The organism is Alkalimonas collagenimarina (genome assembly GCF_030717845.1).
Classification (GTDB): Bacteria; Pseudomonadota; Gammaproteobacteria; order Enterobacterales; family Alteromonadaceae; genus Alkalimonas; species Alkalimonas collagenimarina.
On record NZ_JAUZVZ010000001.1, the window covers coordinates 90406 to 103749 of the forward strand.

The 13344-nt window shown below is 49.0% G+C and carries 14 protein-coding genes; 13 read left to right on the forward strand and 1 reads right to left on the reverse strand.

Translation table 11 applies throughout. The features are described 5' to 3' along the window. Positions 1-9: 9 nt before the first annotated feature. The 11 genes from Q3O60_RS00385 (at position 10) to Q3O60_RS00435 (ending at position 9957) form a co-directional block, all read left to right on the forward strand. On the forward strand, positions 10-1545 hold the full coding sequence (locus tag Q3O60_RS00385) for an aldehyde dehydrogenase (NADP(+)) (RefSeq protein WP_369812605.1): 1536 nt from the start codon (positions 10-12) through the stop codon (positions 1543-1545). A gap of 60 nt (positions 1546-1605) precedes the next feature. Continuing rightward, positions 1606-2820 (forward strand): M24 family metallopeptidase, encoded by a 1215-nt coding sequence (locus Q3O60_RS00390; protein ID WP_305891925.1) that lies wholly within the window; start codon positions 1606-1608, stop codon positions 2818-2820. 130 nt (positions 2821-2950) lie between these two features. Further along, positions 2951-3202, forward strand: coding sequence for a hypothetical protein (locus Q3O60_RS00395; protein WP_305891926.1), 252 nt, complete (start codon positions 2951-2953; stop codon positions 3200-3202). Positions 3203-3511: 309 nt separating this feature from the next. Continuing rightward, positions 3512-4279: a hypothetical protein gene (locus Q3O60_RS00400; RefSeq protein WP_305891927.1), complete on the forward strand. Its 768-nt coding sequence runs from the start codon at positions 3512-3514 to the stop codon at positions 4277-4279. Further along, positions 4269-4862 (forward strand): DUF1240 domain-containing protein, encoded by a 594-nt coding sequence (locus Q3O60_RS00405; protein WP_305891928.1) that lies wholly within the window; start codon positions 4269-4271, stop codon positions 4860-4862. Before Q3O60_RS00400 ends, Q3O60_RS00405 begins: the two co-directional genes overlap by 11 nt. A gap of 127 nt (positions 4863-4989) precedes the next feature. Then, positions 4990-6951, forward strand: a complete 1962-nt coding sequence (yoaA, locus tag Q3O60_RS00410) for a DNA repair helicase YoaA (RefSeq protein ID WP_305891929.1) — start codon at positions 4990-4992, stop codon at positions 6949-6951. A 78-nt stretch (positions 6952-7029) separates the two neighbouring features. Next, positions 7030-7716 (forward strand): tRNA (adenosine(37)-N6)-threonylcarbamoyltransferase complex dimerization subunit type 1 TsaB, encoded by a 687-nt coding sequence (tsaB, locus tag Q3O60_RS00415; protein WP_305892088.1) that lies wholly within the window; start codon positions 7030-7032, stop codon positions 7714-7716. 86 nt (positions 7717-7802) lie between these two features. Continuing rightward, positions 7803-8123, forward strand: coding sequence for a hypothetical protein (locus tag Q3O60_RS00420; protein WP_305891930.1), 321 nt, complete (start codon positions 7803-7805; stop codon positions 8121-8123). A gap of 109 nt (positions 8124-8232) precedes the next feature. Then, complete coding sequence (locus Q3O60_RS00425; RefSeq protein ID WP_305891931.1) at positions 8233-8970, forward strand: SDR family NAD(P)-dependent oxidoreductase; 738 nt, start codon at positions 8233-8235, stop codon at positions 8968-8970. Further along, positions 8967-9461: a DUF2878 domain-containing protein gene (locus tag Q3O60_RS00430; protein WP_305891932.1), complete on the forward strand. Its 495-nt coding sequence runs from the start codon at positions 8967-8969 to the stop codon at positions 9459-9461. The genes Q3O60_RS00425 and Q3O60_RS00430 overlap by 4 nt, the downstream gene beginning before the upstream one ends. Continuing rightward, on the forward strand, positions 9439-9957 hold the full coding sequence (locus tag Q3O60_RS00435; RefSeq protein ID WP_305891933.1) for a chalcone isomerase family protein: 519 nt from the start codon (positions 9439-9441) through the stop codon (positions 9955-9957). The genes Q3O60_RS00430 and Q3O60_RS00435 overlap by 23 nt, the downstream gene beginning before the upstream one ends. Here the strand turns inward: Q3O60_RS00435 and Q3O60_RS00440 are convergent. Beyond that, positions 9940-11277 (reverse strand): alkaline phosphatase, encoded by a 1338-nt coding sequence (locus Q3O60_RS00440; protein ID WP_305891934.1) that lies wholly within the window; start codon positions 11275-11277, stop codon positions 9940-9942. The two genes, Q3O60_RS00435 and Q3O60_RS00440, sit on opposite strands and share 18 nt — an antisense overlap. A 231-nt stretch (positions 11278-11508) precedes the next feature. On the opposite strand from Q3O60_RS00440, the gene Q3O60_RS00445 reads away from it, so the two are divergent. Next, positions 11509-12375: a class I SAM-dependent methyltransferase gene (locus Q3O60_RS00445; RefSeq protein WP_305891935.1), complete on the forward strand. Its 867-nt coding sequence runs from the start codon at positions 11509-11511 to the stop codon at positions 12373-12375. Position 12376: 1 nt separating this feature from the next. After that, positions 12377-13252 (forward strand): alpha/beta fold hydrolase, encoded by an 876-nt coding sequence (locus tag Q3O60_RS00450; protein WP_305891936.1) that lies wholly within the window; start codon positions 12377-12379, stop codon positions 13250-13252. The last annotated feature ends 92 nt before the right edge of the window (positions 13253-13344 follow it).

The following is a 13344-nucleotide window of genomic DNA, read 5'->3' on the forward strand; positions in this document are numbered from 1 at the left end:
ACAGGAGCTATGATGACAGGAACTATGAATACAGGAACCCTGATTACAGGACAACATTACATCGGTGGCTGCTGGCATGGCCAGCCCCAAGCTGGTACATGCTCGTTTAACCCAGCATTAAATCAGCCATTACGCTGGACCTTTGCTGAAGCAGGCTCCATGGAGTTACAGCAAGTGACCGAATTGGCGGAAAGTGCCGCTATGCCGTATCGATTAAGTAGCCGGCAGCAGCGGGCTGACTTTCTGGAGCAAATTGCAGCGAATATCGAAGCGATGGGCGAGGTTCTGATTGAGACGGTGATGGCTGAAACTGCCCTGCCAAAGGGCCGGGTGGAAGGAGAGCGAGGCCGTACCTGCAATCAGCTGCGACTTTTTGCCCGTTTGTTGCGTTCACCGCAAGAGGAAGTGCACGAGCAGGCTGAGCCAGACCGTCAGCCAGTGCCCAAACCCGAGTTGCGTTTGCGCACTGTGGCGCTGGGCCCGGTGGTGGTGTTTGGTGCCAGTAACTTTCCACTGGCTTTTTCGGTCGCTGGTGGCGACACCGCTTCAGCTCTGGCTGCCGGTTGCCCGGTGATTGTCAAAGCTCACAATGCCCACCCGGCTACCAGTGAGCTGGTCGCCAGAGCCATCGCCAAAGCGATTGAGCAGTGCCAGATGCCAATGGGGGTGTTTGCCTTGGTGCATGCGAGGACGCATGCCTTTTCTGAGCAATTGATCCAGCATCCGGCGATTAAAGCGGTGGCTTTTACCGGCTCGGAGCAGGTTGGCATGCACTTTCAGCGTTTGATTTGGCAGCGTAAAGAGCCGATTCCTTTTTACGGCGAGCTGGGTTCACAAAACCCGCTTTGTGTGTTGCCCGCTTATCTGCAGCAGCATAGCGAAGCCTTTGCTGGCCAATTATTCAATTCAGTGGTGATGGGACAGGGGCAGTTTTGTACCCGGCCAGGCCTGGTGTTTTTACTGCGCGACAGTGCCAGTGACGCCTTGAAAGCGCAGTTGCAGGCTTTGTGCCAGCCGCACCCTGCCAGCGCCATGCTTACCGCCAAGATCGCAGCATCGTATCGGCAGCAGGTCGAAACCTTGCAGCAGAGTGCTGGTGTGACTTTATTGGCGGAGGGGCAGGGCGAGGAAGAGGGCTGTGTTACCAAAGCTCGTATTTTTTGTACCAATGCCCGTACCTTTGTCGAGCAGCCATTACTGCGTGAAGAAGTGTTTGGCCCGGCAACCCTGCTGATTGAATGCAGTGACATCACTGAGCTGCAGATGTTGCTGACCACTCTGGCGGGTCAGTTAACAGCCACCCTGTACGCCAACGACAGCGAGCAGGCTAGCGTGCGCTCGCTATTGCAAGCGCTGGAGCAAAAGGCGGGCCGGGTGATTGTTGGCCAGATGCCTACCGGGGTGGAAGTCTGTGCCAGCATGAACCATGGCGGGCCATTCCCGGCCGCTTCCGACAGTCGGTATACTGCAGTCGGTAGTCGGGCGATACAGCGCTTTGTGCGTCCGGTATGCTATCAGAATGTACCAGCCTGGTATTTTGAGTAGTCACTAGCCCCCACCCAAAACCGGGTTTTAGGGGGGCGAACGAACCAACAGGAGTTTTTAATGGTAAACGGCATTGGCGGTAAAAACAAAGAAGAAGCCTTGAATGGCTTGCATGATATGACAGCCTCAGTGGCTCCGATCGCAGTCTCTGAATACCGGCAGCGTATTAATAAAGCACGGATGTTGATGCAACAGCAGCAACTGGATGCAGTCTTGCTCAATGCCGGCACCAATTTGCGTTATTTTACCGGGGTAGATTGGTACGCCAGTGAGCGGCTGGTGGCCGCTTTATTGCTGCGCGATGGCCGCTTGCTGTATGTGTTGCCGCACTTTGAAATCGGTAGCATAGAGCCCCTAATGCTGGTATCGGGCGACATCCTAAGCTGGCATGAACATGAAAACCCTTACCAGATCTGTGCCGAGGCAGTGATGGCTTTTGCCGGCCAGCAAGCCCGGTTAGCCATAGATGAAAGCGCGCAGTTTTTTATTGCCGATGGCATCCGCCAGGCTGGGCCTGAGCTGCAGCTCAGCAATGCCAAAGCGGTGACGGCAGGTTGTCGGATGCAAAAATCAGCCGCGGAGCTGGCATTGATCCAACGAGCAATGGACATGACGCTGGCGGTGCATCAAGCCACTGCTAGTATCTTGTATCCCGGTATTAGCACCGATGAGGTGAGCCGTTTTATTAACGAAGCGCATCGGCGAGTCGGTGCCAGCGGCTCCTATTTTTGCATTGTGCTGTTCGGTGGCGATACCGCTTTCCCACATGGGGTCGCCAACCCCAAAGCGTTGGAAGACGGTGATATGGTGTTGATTGATACCGGTTGTCGTGTGCATGGTTACTTATCGGACATCACCCGTAGCTATGTGTTTGGCACGCCAAGTGATAAGCAGCGGCAGGTTTGGCAGCATGAAAAACAGGCGCAGTTGGCCGCTTTTGCAGCTGCAAGGCCGGGCCAGCCATGTGAAACCGTCGATCATGCAGCCCGAAGTTATCTGGTTGAGCAGGGTTATGGCCCAGATTACAACTTACCTGGCTTACCTCATCGCACTGGACATGGCATCGGGCTTGATATCCATGAGTGGCCTTACTTGGTTCAAGGTGATGTGACGCCTTTATTGCCGGGCATGTGTTTTAGCAATGAGCCAATGTTGGTGTTGCCGGGTGAGTTTGGTGTTCGACTAGAAGATCATTTCTATATCACCGAGGCAGGTCCCGTCTGGTTTACCGAGCCAGCTCATGCCATCGATCAGCCTTTTGGCAAGCCAGCCTAACGGGGAACTAAAGCATTTAGTGTGCAGTCTTACTTAAGCAACAGTTTGTTGAATACTGTTGCTTAAGTTTTAACCATACTGGTCGATAACCTGTTATGCTTTGTGCAAATCATCTCACTGGAGGCCAGTGATGGATGTCATCATTCCATTTTTACAGCGTACCCCGGGAACGCCTGTCGAACAGGAGCCGAGAGTCGTGCCGCCAGTCTTTAAAGAAGCGCGCTTAACACCGTTAAAAAAAGAAAAAGAGCAAAGAGAGGCATCCCAACAGTACAGATCTAAGTACCGCAGAAGAAAAGATGATTTGCCTGCCGCCCCAGACACCACCCCAGAAGACCAACAAACCATCGATGAAGATGGCCACGTCGATATCTATATCTGAGCGTGTTTTGCTAGTACATCCCTACTTTCCAGGTTCATTAGTAGAGAATTAATAGTTAACTGAATTTATTTTTTTTGTTCATTTTTATCGTTACCCTTGCTATCATCTATGTTGTATAAATATCAAGGATGAATAAGCATGAGACCTCCCCATAGTTCTGGCTACGCAAATCTTCAGGCAGAAAAAGTACAAAAAGCGCAACGACAAACCCAAATAGCTCATGCACTTGAGCATCATCAAACCACTCTGGTGGTGATGAACTCCGGGGAGTTTATCGAGTACGCACTGAATGTAAAAAAACTGCATGGTATGACCGAGCAAGCATCCAGAGACTGGCTTTGTGCTTTGCTGGATGTGCATGGCGATTTGCAGCAAAAGTGGCAACATCATGATCATCGAGTACAATTTATTTCTGCCTTTACTGCTTCCGGCATTGATGCCGCTGCATTAGGCGTGCTGGCGCGTGATCTTCAGCGTGGTGGCAATACTTTTTCGACATTTCAGGTGCAATATTTTCAGGGCAATGCACACATTGTGTTTGAAGGCTATCCGGGTTTGCGTAAGCATCTTACAGGCACCCGCTACTTGGCCGCCAATCCAAAAGTTGTCTCTATGGGAATTGGCAAGCTAGGCGCTTTAAATGCGATTAAAACCGGTTTCGTCGTGTCGGTGATTGTGTCGGTTGCATTTCATGGTTTGGACCAATTAATGAATGATCAACGCACCTGGCATCACTTTGTTGGTGGTGTAGCGGCTGATACGATTTATGCAGTGGCGATTTCTGTTGGTTCATGGGCAGTTGTTTCTGGTGTAGTTGGTACGGCTGCTATGCTGGCCATAGGCCCGATACTGGCAGTTGTTGCGGTTGGTGTCGGTCTTACTTTCATTGCTTTATATATTGATAGTCATTTGCAGCTTGCAAAGAAGATAGCTGTATTACTTGAGGAGTGTGAGGGACAGCTTAAGGCTTCAATTGATAACGCGAGACAAGTAAAATCTTATTATAAAAATGACCGTATTGGTTTCTTAAAAAGATTGTTTGCTATTCCTGATGTAAGGTTGTTTGATGAGCGATAATTTACAAGAAAGTAATACGAGGACTTCGTCTGATCGTTTATACAGAGGTTTCACTCTACTATTTGTACTATGTGTTAGCATTTATGGTGCCATTGAATTATTTCTTACTATTAATCAGCTGTTAAATATTGAAGATCGGCCGCTATATATCATGGGTAGTCACAATGTGATGGCTTTGATATTTGGAATACCAGTTTTTTTATTATTTGCAGTAGCTATTGTATTAAAAGAGCTCAACAAGTTGAATGAAAGTCTGCTCAATGCTGGTTTCAAGATGTGTGGCTTTCTCCTGTTTGCAATGATAGCCACCCGGATAATTTATGGTGGCTTTTTTCTGGATGGTTATTTGGAAAAACATGGTTACAGTTACTGCGGCCCTATGACCGCGCCAAAAGCGATGGCGATGGAAGTTTGGGTCAGTGATCCCGGTTATTGTTTGGAAGAAAGTCGCAATGTTAGCAGTGAAGTGCGTGACTGGTTGGATGCTCAAATGGCCGCTGGCGTGCGACCATCGCCGGAAGAAGCGGAGCAAAAGATTAAACAGCTGGCGCAGGCCTATCAGGCACGGTTTAACCGGTTTTAAGCTGATATAACCTCTGAAGTGGAGCAAACAGCCGATACCCATGGCCACGTCGATATCTATATCTGAGCGTGTTTTCTGCTACCATAGCCGCCATACTGAATTCCAAGCATTTTAAGTTAAGGCAGGCATGGCCTCTATTCGTGAAGACGTTGCTGCAACATTTCGGCCGGATGGCCCTCTAGCTCGTGCAATTCCGGGTTTTAATGCCCGAGAAGCGCAATTGCAATTGGCCGGAAAAATTGCTGAGACCATCGATCAGGATGCGGTGTTGGTCGCTGAAGCGGGCACAGGGACTGGCAAAACCTTTGCTTATCTGGTGCCTGCACTGCTATCAGGTAAAAAAGTATTGCTTTCTACCGGGACCAAAAACCTGCAGGAACAGCTGTTTTATCGTGATTTACCCACCATGACCGCCGCTTTGGCTAGCCCATTGCAGCTGGCCTTATTAAAAGGTCGCGCCAATTATTTGTGTTTGTACCGGTTGGAGCAACATGTACAACATATTCCCAATGCCGAGCCGCAGCTGCTGCAAGACCTGAGTTTAATTCATAAATGGTCGGCTGAAACGCAAACCGGTGATATTGGCGAACTCACCTACATTGCTGAAGACTCCAAAGCGCTACCTTACATTACCAGCACCACCGATAACTGCCTCGGCAAAGATTGCCCGGTGTATGATGACTGCCACTTACTAAAAGCCCGTAAAAAAGCGTTGGTAGCAGATGTCGTTATTGTAAATCATCATTTATTTTTTGCCGATCTAGCTTTACGTGATACCGGCTTTGGCGAGTTACTACCGCAAATGGATGTGTTTATCTTCGATGAGGCGCATCAGCTACCGGATATTGCCAGCGACTATTTTGGCGAGCATCTGTCATCGAGGCAACTGCTGGAGCTGTGTCGGGATATGGATTTGGTCTGTAAAACCGACTTGCTTGACCACCCGCAGCTACGCAAAATCAATGATAAGCTTGCGCAGCAGGTGAAAGATTGGCGATTGCAATTTCCGGTTGATCCTGAGCGTGGTAATTGGCGTGAACGCAGTCAGCAACCTGCGATGCAATTGATGATGCAACGGCTGAATGAAGGGCTTGAGCTTTTGTATCAGGTATTGAAAGATAGTTTGGGACGCAGTGAAGCCGCCGATCATTGTTTTGAGCGGTTGGCATTGTGTCGCAGCCGGCTAAAAAAGCTATCGGAAACCAATCAAACCGATGTCAGCTTGTGGTACGAAACCAGTCGTTTGCATCTGAATTTACACCTGACTCCGCTCAGCATTGCTGACAAGTTCCGTCAGGTGGTGTTTGCCGAGGCGCGCAGTTGGATCTTCACCTCAGCCACCTTATCGGTGGATGGTGGTTTTGATCATTACCTCAGTCAAATGGGCTTGGAGCAAGCCGAACGACTATTACTAGATAGCCCTTTTAATTTTGCCGAGCAGGCGTTGCTCTGTGTACCACGTTATTTGCCAGAGCCCTTTCAACATCAAGCCATGCAACAGGCGTTATTAAAGACGGCTATTTCCTTGATAGAGGCCAATAATGGCCGCTGTTTCTTCTTGTTTACCAGTCATCGCATGCTGCAATGGATGGCTTCGGTGTTGCCTGAGCATATCCGTCAGCCCGTGCTGGTTCAGGGCCAGACCAGTAAGCGAGTGCTGCTGGAAAAGTTTGTTCAGTTGGATCATGCGGTATTACTCGGTACCAGCAGCTTCTGGGAAGGCGTAGATGTACGGGGCGATGCACTTAGTCTGGTTATTATCGACAAGTTGCCATTTGCCTCGCCAGACGATCCTTTACTTCAAGCCAGAATGGAAGCGGTTAGCCGACGTGGTGGTGATCCATTTAGCGAAGTACAGCTACCGCAAGCGGTGATCACATTAAAGCAAGGGGTAGGGCGTTTAATTCGTGATGTCACTGATCGCGGCGTGCTGGTGATTTGTGATAACCGCTTAGTGACCCGGCCTTATGGCGCTGTGTTTTTAAAAAGCCTGCCACCGATGCAACGTACGCGCAGTTTGGCCGAGGTGGAAGCGTTTATCGCTGAGCGGGATCAAGCGCGTATAGGCTCATATGCGGCAACTGACTGATCGAGCCGGGCTAGTAACTAATAGCCTGACAAGGTAGAATTCAGCGCTTTATCCCCGTCGTCTTGCATGGAGTTTATGGTGAAATTACTGGCACTGGATACCTCAACGGAAGCTTGCTCTGTAGCCCTAATGGTCGATGATCAGATCGTGGCGTTGGATGAAGTTTGCCCGCAACAGCATAGCAAACGGGTGTTGCCGATGGTGCAGCAGCTGCTGAGTGAGGCTGAGCTGAGTTTGCAGCAATTGGATGGCTTGGTGTTTGGTAAAGGGCCTGGAAGCTTTACCGGAGTACGCATTGGTGTCGGTGTGGCGCAAGGCTTGGCCTTTGGTGCTGATTTACCGGTGCATGGTGTGTCGACTTTAGCGGCTATGGCGCAAGCGGCGTTTAGAACCATGCAAGCTAAGCAGGTGATTGCCGCCATCGATGCCCGTATGGCCGAAATTTATCTTGGTCAGTACCAGCTTGATGGTGCGGGCCTGATGCAGTTGCAAGGCATAGAACAAGCGATTAAGCCTACAGCATTAACCCCTTTAACGGATGCTGCGGATTATGTGGCAGTAGGGACTGGCTGGCAAACCTATGGTGACGAGTTACAGCACTGGCAGACGGCTCGCTCGAGTAGCATTTTGTATCCTTCTGCTCAGGATATGTTGGTGTTGGCTAAACCTGCGTGGCAGCAGGCATGTTTTGTTGCAGCTGAACTTGCTGAACCGAGCTATGTGCGCGATGAAGTCAGCTGGAAAAAGCTACCGGGGCGTGGTTAGACTTTGCATAGTCATAAAGGCTTGGTTATACTGGTGATGTTTTATACAATACATCCTTTCTACAATTCTGGCGGAGTAGTGTGGCCATGAGCGTTGGCTTTGACAGCAATTTTCCAGCGGGTGGTGTTGCGGGGATCTTTCGGGATCTGCCTGCTCGTTCACCTGCGCCGGTGGATCGCTCCGAATCTATACAACGTCCGCAAGAACAACGTCCGCAACAACAAGGCATTCGCCGGTCTGAACGAGCCGTCGAGTTACTGGAAATCGACGCTGAGCGCAACTCAAATGCCAATAATCGTCTCGATGGAGTCAGAAACAATAGTGGTATTGCTGCTTATCAAGACGTAGCCAACCAATCACAACGAGCAGAAATCCAAAGCATGCTCGGCATCGATTTATTCGCCTGAGCGTCTTTATTCTTTTTAACACCATTCCTTCGTGATCGTCTGACTACGCTGCCGCGTATTAATAATATTAACCAATCACTACTGATCAGTATTCATGACAGGGAATTGTATGAAATCATGTTTCATTACAGGCGCTAGCTCTGGTATTGGTAGAGCGTTAGCCTGTCATTATGCCCACAACGGCTGGCGCGTTTATGCTGTTGCCCGCTCTGAAGCAGCATTACAGGAACTCTCACTTGAGCATAGTACTATCGTACCTATGGCCTGTGATCTGACAGATAGCGCTGCGCTATCGACACTAGTCGCAGAGATTACCGCCGATTGCCCATCACTGGATTTAGTTATTCTCAATGCGGGTACCTGCATTTACGTGGATGCTGAGCAACTCCAGTTAAGTGATTTTGAACAAACTTTTGCCATTAACTTCTTTGCTATTGTGGCGCTTGTACCGCTGTTGTTGCCATTGCTAAAAGCAGGGCAACAAAGTCAGTTGGCTATCGTCAGCAGTTTGGCTCATGTATTTCCTTTTACCAAAGCGGAAGCCTACGGCGCCAGTAAAGCCGCCGTTAGTTATTTTACGGAAAGTCTGCGGGTAGATTGGTCTGGTAATGGAGTGGACGTATGCTTGATTGAGCCAGGCTTTGTTGATACACCACTGACCAAAAAAAATGAGTTTGATATGCCTTTTTTAATATCGAGCGACGAAGCGGTAAAGCGCATCAGTCAGGGTATTGCTCAACGTCGGGCACGTATTCGTTTTCCGAAACGGCTGGTGTGGAGCTTAAATGTGCTGCGGATCCTCCCCTATCGTTTACGATTAGTTGTTGCCAGAGGCATGAAACCATGAAGTGGCGGGCATTAATTTGTTTTGAACTGGGCTGGCTGGCTTTAGTTATATTTCAGCTGTGGGCTGTACTGCCTGTGGCTATCTACGTTGGCTGGGCATGGCTGCGATTGGGCAGAACCCAACAAACCTTAGTAGTGCAATTGGCGCTTATCGGTATTGTACTCGATAGTTTGTTGGTGTGGTTAGGGGTAATGAGCTTTAGCACCTCCGGCTGGTTACCGCTTTGGTTTCTAGTGTTATGGTGCTTGTTTGCTTTGACGGTGGTTGAGGCCTTTGCTGATCTTTTAAAGCCACTCTGGCTGGCGCCTTTGATGGGAGCTATCGGCGGACCTATGTCATATTTGGGCGGTGCAGTGCTAAGTGGAGGTATTCTTACTATGCCTTTAGGCTGGATTTCGTGGGTTTGCCTCGCTGTAGTGTGGGCCTTGCTAGCATATTATTACGCAAAATTACCAAAGGAGAGATTGCATGCGCAGGTGGTTACTCAGTAGCAGATGGTTACTTAGCTTAAGCTTTGTACTGGTTTTTAGTTCGGCGCAAGCCATGCCTGAACTGCAAAAAGTGGGTGAAGGCAGTTTTCGCTACCTGTTATGGAATCTATACGAAGCTCGGTTATTCAGTGAGCAAGGTGAATTCAATGATTATCAACAAAGTACACCATTACTGCTCGAGTTGACTTATCAGCGTAGCATTACCAAACAACAGTTTATCGATGCCACTATCGATCAATGGCAGCATTTAGGCCATAGCTCTGAGGATGAGCAGCAGCAATGGGCAGAGCAACTACAAGACATTTGGCAGGATGTGAATAAGGGTGATCGGCTGGCTGCATTACTACAGCCAGACATGAGCGTGGAATTTTTTATGAATGATGAACCGACAGGCCGCATCGAAGATAGTGCCTTTGGCCCCGCTTTTTTTGATATCTGGTTGCATCCTGATACCAGTGCTCCGAGGTTGCGCAGACAGTTATTGGCTGCGCGCTGAGGCGTTGATCATTTGCATGAGTCGCTGGGCAATATCGGTATTATCCATAAAGCCATGAAATTGCTCGGCACCAACTCCATACGCCAAGACGGGAACATCCGCAGCGGTATGACCGGTTGTGGTCCAACCGGTGCGGGTGGCGTCATTGATTAGCTGATTGAGTACCCAATACAAATCATCTTTGTCATGTTGAGCGGCTATTATGTTGGCGAGCTGGTCGTCAGTCAGAGGTAAATTAGTATGGTGGCGCCAAAGCTCTGCTACATCGTGCTCTGCAACGTCGCTAAAGCGGTTGGTCAGTTCACGAACGGTATGCTGCACTCCGTAAATCAAATCGGCCCGCCACTCATAGACACCATTGGCACCCAGTGAAAGGCCGCCGGTTTCATGATCTGCGGTAATAATCAGTAAGGTATCCGGGTTCGCATCGACAAAGGCCTTGGCGGTTTGTATGGCTAAGGCAAAATCATGCATCTCTGCCATGGCGCAAGCAATATCGTTGGCATGCCCACACCAGTCAATTTGGCTGCCTTCTACCATCAGCACAAACCCTTGCTGGCTGGGCGCAAGCAATTCCAAAGCCTTGCTGGTTAAATGTTGCAAAGGAGCCTCAATAGGTTGGTTGAGTACAGAAGGCAATCCTCCTTCAGCCAATAAGGCCATGGCAGGGGCTCGAGTTAGCTTGTTGAGTTCATCCCAGCTGGCAGCGTATTGATAGTCTAGCTGTTGCAGCTCATTGACCAGGTTTCTATCGTCACGAATAAAGTGGCGGCTACCACCGCCGAGCATGACATCTGCAACCGGACGGTCATTGATACGGTAATCGACATACATATCCGCGATAGCATCCATATTACGGCGACTTGGATTGTGAGCTAAAAAGGCAGCCGGAGTTGCATGATTGATCTGTGAGCTTGCTACAATGCCATTGGCTTTACCCAAACGTTTGGCCTGCTGCATCATGGTGCCAATCGGCAGGTGTTGTTGATCGACCGAAATGGCACCGTTGAAGCTTTTTACACCCGTGGCAAGTGCGGTTGCCGATGCTGCAGAATCAGTAACCAATGTTTGATCGTCCGGCCAAGTGCTGGACATACCACTCCAAAGTTCATCGTAGATGGTTGGTTCAATCTCGGTTTGCTTTCCTTCCGCGAGATAGTAACGATAAGCCGTCAGATATGAAGGCCCCATACCATCACCAATCATAAAAATGATATTTTGGGGGGCGGGTTGTTGGGTATTGGTCTGCTCAATCTGTGAGGATTGCGCACAGGCTAACAAGAAGAATAAAGCGCTTAGTAGCAAAATAGTGAGACGCATAGAGGCTCCGAGGCCGTATGTGGTTTACTGGCTAGTGTATCTAAACTCGGATACAGTTACAAAAGCATATGGCCTGATTGCCTGCTTTGTACGACAAATAACGCTTTTTCAGCGATTTAGTTGCTTAAAACTTGGTATCTATGAACTTTCCTGCCATGCTGAGTTCAGATAAATTGTTAACGTTTGTATTTCCGTAAAGTCATGCTTTGTATTTCAATCAAAGGTTGTCCAATGACGCTAATAACGAAACCAATAAATGCGTACTTACTACTCTGGTCTGTGCTTTGTCTGTCCGCAGTTCAGGCCGGAGAATTGATCACTACTCCTGAGCAACCAGATGCTGCTTCATTGCAGTATTTTGCCAATCACGATCTTCGATCTGAGGCGCATATTGCTCGTAATTCATTTCGAAACCCAGTGGATACGCTGCTGTTTTTTGAGGTAAAACCAAAGCATCAAGTGCTCGAGATTTGGCCAGCTCGTGGCTGGTATACCGAAATTTTGGCACCTTACTTAAAAGAGAATGGTCAGTTGACCATTGCGCATCATCGTCAGTTCCAGTTGGATGAAGAAGACGGACAGCAACGATTTTGGGCTCGGATCAGTCGCGATTTATCGGAGCGCATTGAAAGCTACCCTGATTATTTTGGTGCTGTACAGCAGTTGTCTTTTGATCCGCCAGAGCTGCTTCAGCTTGGACAGGAAGCTTCATATGACCGTGTGCTGAGTTTTCGAAATGCGCATATCTTGGATCAAGAAGGCACCTTGCTGCAAAGCTTGACTGCCTTTTTTCATGTGCTGAAACCTGGTGGGATTTTGGGGATGGTCGAGCACCGGTCTAGTCGATTATCTGATATAAGCAGTACCGCATCTGAAGGTTACCTGGATGAAGCCTATATCATCCGAGTGGCTGAAAGCATAGGTTTCGAACTGCTTGATCGCAGCGAGATTAATGCCAACCCTTTGGATACCCGAGATCATCCGCGTGGTGTGTACAACCTACCACCGACCTTAGCCATGGGATCGCAAGACAGTGACAAATACCTCGCAATCGGTGAAAGTGACCGTATGACGTTAAAGTTTATCAAACCAAATTAGTATGCAGTATGCGCATTCATTTCAAGTAGGCGGTCTGACCTGGGCGGGCCTCAGCCATGATGAGAGTTTTGCCGATGACAAGCCGCCGATCCTTTGTTTGCATGGCTGGTTGGATAATGCCGCCAGTTTTCTGCCACTGGCTGCCAAGCTAAGCAATGAACCTTTGTTGGCGCTCGATTTCCCGGGACATGGTCACTCGAGCCATCGTAGCGCTGATGCCCATTATTATTTTTTTGATTGGGTGCATGATCTTGTTGCTCTTTGCCGACAGCAGCAATGGCAACAGTTAACCGTTATTGGTCATTCGATGGGAGGAATGGTTGCCACCGCATTGGCCGCCAGCTTTCCTGAGCTGGTGGCTAAACTGGTCTTGATCGATAGCCTTGGTTTTATCACCACAGACGAGAACGAAGTGCCCGCGCAATTGAGACGGGGTATCGAATCTCGCTTGGCACGCCCGGCTGGACGCAGGCCACGTTATACAACCTTACAAAAAGCCGCTGAAGCCAGACATAAGCAAAGTGATTTTTCGATGCAACAAGCGTTAATATTGGCTGAGCGGGGCACTGAGCGTGATCAAGCCGGCGTGAGTTGGCGAGCAGATATGCGACTACGACATCAGTCGGTTTACCGCATGACTATGGAACAAGCAACAGCGCTTATCCGTGCAGTTGAATGTCCTGTACTGGCGATTTTGGCGGAAGATGGTATGTTTAAAACTCAGCCTGAAAAACTACTTCGTAATTATCAATCGATAGCCGTCAAGCAAGTGTTGGGTGGGCATCATTGTCACATGACAGAAGCTGCTTTGGTGGCGACATTAGTTGCGACATGGCTTGCTGAGTTTTGTGTTGAATGCCAAACTGGGATAGATTAAACCGGATTGTGAACATAGTCATTTTATGGGATGATGCAAAATAGAGTAAAAACTCAATGACCTGAGCGCTCCAGTTTAGTAATGAGCTGACT

Excerpts from the sequence above, each read along its gene's own strand:
- Q3O60_RS00430 (WP_305891932.1), top strand. The coding sequence starts at position 8,967 with ATGAAGTGGCGGGCATTAATTTGTTTTGAACTGGGCTGGCTGGCTTTA.
- Q3O60_RS00405 (WP_305891928.1), top strand. The coding sequence starts at position 4,269 with ATGAGCGATAATTTACAAGAAAGTAATACGAGGACTTCGTCTGATCGT.
- Q3O60_RS00400 (WP_305891927.1), top strand. The coding sequence starts at position 3,512 with ATGACCGAGCAAGCATCCAGAGACTGGCTTTGTGCTTTGCTGGATGTG.
- Q3O60_RS00435 (WP_305891933.1), top strand. The coding sequence starts at position 9,439 with ATGCGCAGGTGGTTACTCAGTAGCAGATGGTTACTTAGCTTAAGCTTT.
- Q3O60_RS00420 (WP_305891930.1), top strand. The coding sequence starts at position 7,803 with ATGAGCGTTGGCTTTGACAGCAATTTTCCAGCGGGTGGTGTTGCGGGG.
- Q3O60_RS00445 (WP_305891935.1), top strand. The coding sequence starts at position 11,509 with ATGACGCTAATAACGAAACCAATAAATGCGTACTTACTACTCTGGTCT.
- Q3O60_RS00450 (WP_305891936.1), top strand. The coding sequence starts at position 12,377 with ATGCAGTATGCGCATTCATTTCAAGTAGGCGGTCTGACCTGGGCGGGC.
- Q3O60_RS00385 (WP_369812605.1), top strand. The coding sequence starts at position 10 with ATGATGACAGGAACTATGAATACAGGAACCCTGATTACAGGACAACAT.
- Q3O60_RS00425 (WP_305891931.1), top strand. The coding sequence starts at position 8,233 with ATGAAATCATGTTTCATTACAGGCGCTAGCTCTGGTATTGGTAGAGCG.
- yoaA (WP_305891929.1), top strand. The coding sequence starts at position 4,990 with ATGGCCTCTATTCGTGAAGACGTTGCTGCAACATTTCGGCCGGATGGC.
- Q3O60_RS00395 (WP_305891926.1), top strand. The coding sequence starts at position 2,951 with ATGGATGTCATCATTCCATTTTTACAGCGTACCCCGGGAACGCCTGTC.
- Q3O60_RS00440 (WP_305891934.1), bottom strand. The coding sequence starts at position 11,277 with ATGCGTCTCACTATTTTGCTACTAAGCGCTTTATTCTTCTTGTTAGCC.
- Q3O60_RS00390 (WP_305891925.1), top strand. The coding sequence starts at position 1,606 with ATGGTAAACGGCATTGGCGGTAAAAACAAAGAAGAAGCCTTGAATGGC.